This is a genomic window from Luteococcus sp., assembly GCF_043424415.1.
Classification (GTDB): domain Bacteria; phylum Actinomycetota; class Actinomycetes; order Propionibacteriales; family Propionibacteriaceae; genus Luteococcus.
The window spans coordinates 1-7,082 of record NZ_JBHWOO010000080.1 but is presented as its reverse complement, the minus strand read 5'-3'; the positions used below and the strand labels follow the sequence as shown (position 1 = coordinate 7,082).

The 7,082-nt window shown below is 69.3% G+C and carries 5 protein-coding genes and 1 pseudogene; 4 read left to right on the top strand and 2 right to left on the bottom strand.

Annotation, left to right across the window (positions count from 1 at the left end; genetic code table 11):
- Positions 1-368: 368 nt before the first annotated feature.
- The 3 genes from ACHFFZ_RS04890 to tkt all read left to right on the top strand — a co-directional run bounded on the left by ACHFFZ_RS04890 (position 369) and on the right by tkt (position 4,576).
- Entirely contained in the window at positions 369-1,451 is a 1,083-nt protein-coding gene (locus ACHFFZ_RS04890) for a glycerol-3-phosphate dehydrogenase (RefSeq protein WP_394275539.1), read from the top strand.
- Positions 1,452-1,558: 107 nt separating this feature from the next.
- Positions 1,559-2,422 carry an HAD-IIA family hydrolase gene (locus tag ACHFFZ_RS04885; protein WP_394275538.1) on the top strand — a complete coding sequence of 288 codons (864 nt, stop codon included), beginning with the start codon at positions 1,559-1,561 and terminating at the stop codon, positions 2,420-2,422.
- A gap of 93 nt (positions 2,423-2,515) precedes the next feature.
- Complete coding sequence (gene tkt / locus ACHFFZ_RS04880) at positions 2,516-4,576, top strand: transketolase (RefSeq protein WP_394275537.1); 2,061 nt, start codon at positions 2,516-2,518, stop codon at positions 4,574-4,576.
- A 131-nt stretch (positions 4,577-4,707) separates the two neighbouring features.
- Here tkt and ACHFFZ_RS04875 read toward each other — a convergent pair whose 3' ends face one another.
- Both ACHFFZ_RS04875 and ACHFFZ_RS04870 read right to left on the bottom strand, forming a co-directional pair.
- Positions 4,708-6,066, bottom strand: a complete 1,359-nt coding sequence (locus tag ACHFFZ_RS04875) for a sn-glycerol-1-phosphate dehydrogenase (protein WP_394275540.1) — start codon at positions 6,064-6,066, stop codon at positions 4,708-4,710.
- Between the two features lie 161 nt (positions 6,067-6,227).
- Positions 6,228-6,485, bottom strand: coding sequence for an HPr family phosphocarrier protein (locus tag ACHFFZ_RS04870; protein WP_394275536.1), 258 nt, complete (start codon positions 6,483-6,485; stop codon positions 6,228-6,230).
- 171 nt (positions 6,486-6,656) lie between these two features.
- Between ACHFFZ_RS04870 and ACHFFZ_RS04865 the strand changes: the two are divergent.
- Positions 6,657-7,082, top strand: a pseudogene (locus ACHFFZ_RS04865) (PTS fructose transporter subunit IIA); the annotation flags it as partial.

The window sequence follows — 7,082 nt, the reverse complement described above, 5'->3', positions numbered from 1 at the left end:
TGCGGTGCCAGGCCAGGTAGACCCGCACCAGCGTCTCCTGCAGGAGGTCCTCGCCCGCGTGCCGGTCGCGCACGAGCATGACGGCCAGGCGTCCCAGCCATTCCCGCTCTGCCTCGACGAAGGCGGTGAAACCGGCCTCGGGGGAAGTCTCCATGACCACTCCTACGAATGAACCGGTTGCGAGGTTGCGTCCGCGCCGGGAAGAGACTACCTGCGGCGGTCGATTGCAGCGCCTTGTGCAAGGAAGCGGTCCAGTGGGGCTGGGGGTGATCCCTCGTCGGCCGTTAGCTTGTAGAAGAGGTCCCACGCCGAGGTGAGCCCACCGCGACAGGGATGACCGTCCAGACTCTTGAGAAAAGGAAGATCCCATGGCAACTCTCGTCGTGCTCGGCGCCGGAATCATGGCCACGGCCCTGGCCACCCCCTTCTGCGACAACGGCAACACGGTCCGTCTGGTGGGAACCCACCTCGACCGCGAGATCATCGACTCGATCCAGAAGACCGGCATCCACCCCACGCTCGGCCTGAAGGTCCCCGAGGGCACCGAGGCCTACCAGCTGGAGGATGCCGCCAAGGCCTTCGAGGGCGTCGACCTGGTGATGAGCGGTGTCAACAGCTTCGGTGTCGAGTGGGCCGGTGAGCAGCTGGCCGCACTGCTGCGTCCCGGGATGCACGTCATCGCGCTGGCCAAGGGCCTGCGGGCCGACGAGCAGGGCAACTTCGAGATCCTTCCGAAGGTCCTGGCCAACCAAGTTCCCGAGCAGCTGCGCCAGCAGGTCAGCTGGTCGGCCATCGCCGGCCCGTCGATCGCCGGCGAGGTGGCCATCCGCCGCCACACCTGCGTCACCTTTACCGGCGAGGACCGCGAGGTGCTCGAGATGTGGCGTGGCCTGTTCGAGACCGAGGCCTACCACGTGTGGCTGAACACCGACTTCAAGGGCATCGAGCTGATGGCCGCCACCAAGAACTGCTACGCCTTCGGCGCCGGCTTCATGCACGGCACCCTGCAGAAGCTCAAGGACGAGGGCGCGGAGTTCTCCGAGACCCCCTATGTCAACTTCAACTACGGCGCCGCGATCTTCGGCCAGGCCTCGATCGAGATGCAGCAGTGGCTGCAGCTGCTGGAGTGCGACCCGCAGACCGTCATGGGCATCGCCGGCATCGGCGACTGCTTCGTCACCTCGAGGGGCGGCCGCAACGTGAAGGTCGGCACCCTGGTGGGCCAGGGGATGACCTTCAGTGAGGCCAAGGCAAAGATGCCCGGTGTCACCCTGGAGGGCGCCACCTGCATCGTCGTGGTCGGCCAGGCCCTCAAGGCGCTCACCGAGCGTGGCGTGGTGCCGGCCGAGCAGTTCCCGCTGCTGCGCCACCTCTACGAGGTCGTCGGCGAGGACAAGGCCGTCGACGTCCCGTGGAAGAAGTTCTTCGGCTCGGACGGCGCCGGCCGCTGAAAGACTGGCTGCGGGTGCGGCTCCTGGGCCGCACCCGCAGCACGGTCCACGGTCCCGAGGACCAGCACAGACCCCAACGCACCGAATCCCACGCACCGAGGACACCCATGCACGCGACCACCCGCCACGCGCCCACCCTCCATGGGGCCTATGTCTTCGACATGGACGGCACCATCTACCTGGGCGACGAGCTGCTCCCCGGCGCGGCACGGACCATCACCGAGCTGCGACGCCGCGGCATCCCGGTGCGCTTCCTGTCCAACAACCCCACCAAGGACCCGGCCCAGTACGTCGAGAAGCTCGAACGACTGGGGCTTGCGACCCCCATCGAGGACATCGCCAACACCGTGGTCACCACGGTGCGCTGGTTGCAGGCCCACCATCCTCGGGCCGTGCTCTTCCCGATCGCCGAGGAGCCGCTGTGCCGGGCGCTGACCGAGGCGGGTTTCACGCTCAGTGAGGACCCGGCCGAGATCGACATCGTGATCGCCTCCTACGACCGCGGCTTCGACTACCGCAAGCTGCAGATCGCCTTCGACGCCATCTGGTTCCATGAGCGGGCCTTCCTCGTCCAGACCAATCCCGACCGCTACTGCCCCTTCCCCGGCGGACGCGGCGAGCCCGACTGCGCGGCCATCACCGCCGCCATCGAGGCCTGCACCGGCACCACCTGCAAGGTGAGCCTGGGCAAGCCGTCGAGCGTCATGCTCACCGAGGCGCTGGCCGGGCTGGACGTCGAGGTGGCCGACGCCGTCATGGTGGGGGACCGCCTGGGCACCGACATCCAGATGGCACTCGACACGGGCATGCACTCGGCGCTGGTGCTCACCGGGGAGGCCACCGCAGCCGACGTGGAGCAGCTCGCCAGCGGCCAGCGACCCGAACTGGTGCTGGACCGCATCGACCGGCTGCTTCCGCTCGAGGTCTGGCAGGAGCTCGGCTGGAGCGAGGACGACTCGGCCGCGAGCTGAAAATCCGTGCAACCCCCAGGGGGCCCATTGGCCCAGGCCATACCATCGAGGGTGACGGGCTTCCCAGAACCCAGACGCTACGAGAGGGATCACGTGAACACCACCCTGAACTGGACCGACCAGGACAAGCGCGCAGTCGACACCGCGCGCATCCTTGCCGCCGATGCCGTGGAGAAGGTCGGCAACGGTCACCCCGGCACCGCGATCTCCCTGGCCCCGCTGGCCTACCTGCTCTACCAGAAGGTCATGAAGACCGACCCCAGCGACCATCTGTGGCTCGGCCGCGACCGCTTCCTGATGAGCGCCGGCCACGCCTCGCTGACCCAGTACACCCAGCTCTACCTGGCCGGCTGCGACCTGCAGCTGCAGGACCTCAAGGAGCTGCGCACCTGGGGTTCCAAGACCCCCGGACACCCCGAGTACCACCACACCAAGTTCATCGAGGGCACCACCGGCCCGCTCGGCGCCGGCGTCTCGATGGCCGTCGGCATGGCGATGGCCGCCCGCAAGGAGCGTGGCCTGTTCGACCCCGAGGCCCCCGCCGGCCAGAGCCCCTTCGACCGCACCATCTACTGCATCGCCGGTGACGGCTGCATGCAGGAGGGTGTGGCCAGCGAGGCCTCCTCCCTGGCTGCCACCCAGAACCTGGGCAACCTGGTGCTCTTCTACGACGACAACCGCATCTCCATCGAGGGCGACACCAAGATCGCCTTCAGCGAGGACGTGCAGGCGCGCTATGAGGCCTACGGCTGGCACACCCAGCACGTCGACTTCACCAACGGCGGCACGAAGTACGAGGAGAAGGTCGAGGAGCTGTACCAGGCCATCGAGGCCGCCAAGCAGGTCACCGACAAGCCCTCCTTCATCAAGGTGACCACCGTCATCGGCTGGCCGCTGCCCAACAAGCAGGGCGACCACTCGGTGCACGGCTCCAAGATCGGCGCCGAGGAGATCTCGGCGCTGAAGAAGGAGCTCGGCTTCGACGACGAGCCCTTCGCCGTCGACACCGAGGCCGTCGAGTACGCGCAGAAGAACGCCGCCGAGCGCGGCAAGCAGCTGCGCGCCGAGTGGGAGCAGAAGTTCGAGGCCTGGAAGCAGGCCAATCCCGACAAGGCCGAGCTGCTGGCCCGCGTCACCGACCGCACCCTGCCCGAGCTGGACCTGCCGGTCTTCGAGCCCGGCAAGAAGGCCACCCGCGCCGCCTCCGGCGAGGTGCTCAACGCCCTGGCCAGCCAGCTGCCCGAGCTGTGGGGCGGTTCGGCCGACCTGGCCGGCTCCAACAACACCACCATGAAGGGCGAGCCCTCCTTCCTGCCCGCCGAGCGCGCCAGCGAGCAGTTCCAGGGCAACGAGTACGGCCGTACCCTGCACTTCGGCATCCGCGAGCACGCCATGGGCGGCATCGTCAACGGCATCACCCTGTCGGGCCTGACCCGTCCCTACGGCGCCACCTTCTTCGTCTTCGCCGACTACATGCGCCCGCCGGTGCGTCTGGCCGCGCTGATGGGCCTGCCGAGCATCTTCGTCTGGACGCACGACTCCGTCGGGGTCGGCGAGGACGGCCCCACCCACCAGCCGATCGAGCACCTGGCCGCCTACCGCGCCATCCCGAACCTGGCCATCGTGCGTCCCGCCGACGCCAACGAGACCAGCTACGCCTGGCGCGGTGCGCTGGAGCACACCGACAACCCGACCGGCCTGGTGCTCAGCCGTCAGGACCTGCCCATCGTCGACCGCACCGAGTACGCCTCGGCTGAGGGCGTGCTCAAGGGTGCCTATGTGCTCAAGGACGCCGCCAACGGCGAGCCGCAGCTGATCCTGATCGCCACCGGCTCCGAGGTGCAGCTGGCCGTCGAGGCCCAGAAGGTGCTCGAGGAGCAGGGTGTCGCCACCCGCGTGGTGTCCATGCCGTGCCAGGAGTGGTTCGACGAGCAGGACGAGGCCTACCAGGAGAGCGTGCTGCCGAAGTCGGTCACCAAGCGCGTCTCCATCGAGGCCGGCATCGCCCAGGGCTGGAGCAAGTACGTCGGCTTCGACGGGGCCTCGGTCTCCATCGAGAGCTTCGGCGCCTCGGCCAGCGGCAACGTGATGTTCGAGAAGCTCGGCTTCACCGTGGACAACGTCGTCGAGACCGCCAAGAAGGTCATCGGCTGACGCTGCACGCCACAGGAGCCCTGTCCCCGGTCGGGGGCAGGGCTCCCGTCGTCATGTCCGGCGCCGGCCACTGGCAGAGGGGGACGGTGCCAGTGAGGGGCCAGCGCCGGTGACGGCCGGCCACGGCGAGGTCAGCTCCACAGCGAGTCGTTGGCGAAGACCTCGTCGACGAGCTGGTCGTACCACCCGGCCTCACGGGCAACGTCGAGCACCGTGTAGCGCGAGCGGTAGTACATGGCCTTCGGGAAGGTCGCCTTGAGGCCGGCGACGTCCAGCCCGATGTCCTGCGGCCGGCTCGGGGCGCCGGCCAGTGACAACTGCTGCTGGAAGTCGGCGGCGGGCACCAGCTGTTCCTCCAACCGCGCCTGCGTCGCCGGCCACGACTGCTTGAGCAGCTCCAGGCGCTGGCGCAGGCCATCGCCGTCGACGTACTTGGCGCGGGTCTCCTTGACGGCATGCTCGGCCAGCGCGCCGGTGAAGGTGCGACGGATGTCAGCCTCCACCTCCTCCCAGGGCCGCCACGCCGCCACGGCAGCATCCACGTCCAGGGCGGCGACGTCGCGGGCCATGAAGCGCTCGTAGAAGGCCAGCATCGCCAGGGTGCCGACGGCCACCTTCGCGCCGTGCGAGAGCGGCGGGTCCTGGTCGGCGCCCAGGTGGTCCAGCTCCCAGATGTGGCTGAAGTAGTGCTCGGCGCCCGAGGCCGGACGGGTGCCGCCATAGACCTGCATCGCCAGGCCCGACAGGACCAGCCCGTCGACCAGGCCGGAGAAGGCCTCTGGCTGGCCGGCGGCGAGCTCGCGCGGATGGGCCAGCGCCTCGCGCACCCCGCTCTGCACCAGCTTCCAGACGTGCTCGTCGATCGGCTCGATGCCCACCGCGTCGGCCAGGATCCAGTCGGCGCCGCCGGGGATCTTGGCGGCCAGGTCGCCGTAGCCGGAAGCCACCATCCAGGCTGGGGCCTGGGCGGTGACGTCGAGGTCGAAGACGACCGCCTTCGGGGCGGTGCAGTTCATGGTGATCTTGACCCCGTCATTGCTGATCGGCGCCCCGGCCCCGGTGTAGCCGTCCATGCTGGCCGCCGTGCCCACCACCACGTAGCGGCGCCCCAGCTCGTGCGCGGCCATCTTGACCAGGTCATTGAGGGTCCCGGCGCCCACGGCCACCGGAAGCACCTCACGACCCATGGCGGCATCGGCTGCGGTGATCGCGTCGCGGATCGCCGCGGCATTGTCCAGCGATGCATAGAGCGTGGGGGAGGCGGGGAAGACCATCGACTCGGCCAGCTGCAGCCCGGCGCTGCTCGCCGCCCGGGAGGTCTGGGGACCTGCGGCGGCCCAGGTGTTCTCGTCGGCGACTACCAGCAGCGGTGCGCCGTCACCGGTCTGGCGCAGCAGCGGCCCGCAGTCGTCGGCCGCGCCTCGGGCCACGGCCACGGCCTCGGTCTGGTCCGCGTCCCGTACGGCCGTGGCAAGAATGTCGTCCATGATCGATCCTCCCTGGGGGTCCCGGCGTCCTCGCTGGCGTCGGTGCTCACCACCCACACTAGGAGGGACCTGAGCGGGCAGACAGCGACTGTCGGCCGACGCTTTGCAGGGCCTGATGCGGATCAGCGGTCGCTTCCCGGAGGTCGGGACGCAATGTGCTCAGTTCAGTCCTCGACGGACTCCAGCATCGCGGCGACGGCCTCCAGGGCGGCGGCCCCGTCGCGGCCATCGGCCAGCAGCATCACGCGGTCGCCGTGGGCAATGCCCAGGCCCAGCACCGCCATGGTGTCGGCGAGGCTCACCGAGCGTCCGGCACGCAGGAAGACCGAGCTGGAGTAGCTGGCAGCCGTGGCGGTCAGCTGGGCCGCCACCCGGGCGTGCACCCCACGCGGCAGGGCGACGTCGACCTCACGCATGCGCATCCGAACTCCTTCATCCACTGGGCCAGATCACTCCAGATCCTCCCACGCGCATCCGCCCGGCGCAGCGGTCGGAGACTTGCGGGGGCAGGCGAAATCGTCCGGCTGATTGGGGTGGGACTTTGGCGACACCACGGCACTAGCGTGGCGGCATTCCACCAACGAAGGGGACAGATGCAGCGTCCAGCGCAGATCCTGCTCCAGCTCGAGACCAGCCTGTCGGCCGCTCCCGAGTCACTGGCGCGTGCGCTGGGCGTGGGGCTGCGCACCGTGGCCACCGAAGTCTCGGGTCTCAATGCCAGCCTCGGTGGCTCTGCGCAGGTGCGGTTGATCGGCGGACGCTACCGGCTGAGGGTCGTCGACCAGGAGGCCTACCGAGCCCGTCGTGCCGATGTCCTCGGCGTGCGGGACTCCTTCAACGACCCGGCGCACCGCAGCGCCCACATCCTGTGCCAGCTCGCCGGATCACTGCTGCCGGTGCGCATCGAGTCCCTGGCCCGCCAGATGAACGTGGGCCGCACCACCGTCACCGCCGACCTCGCCGCGCTGCGCCGGCTCGTTGAACCGCTGGGCGTCAGGATCCAGGGACGACCCCACGTC

Excerpts from the sequence above, each read along its gene's own strand:
- ACHFFZ_RS04890 (WP_394275539.1), top strand. The coding sequence starts at position 369 with ATGGCAACTCTCGTCGTGCTCGGCGCCGGAATCATGGCCACGGCCCTG.
- ACHFFZ_RS04885 (WP_394275538.1), top strand. The coding sequence starts at position 1,559 with ATGCACGCGACCACCCGCCACGCGCCCACCCTCCATGGGGCCTATGTC.
- ACHFFZ_RS04870 (WP_394275536.1), bottom strand. The coding sequence starts at position 6,485 with ATGCGCATGCGTGAGGTCGACGTCGCCCTGCCGCGTGGGGTGCACGCC.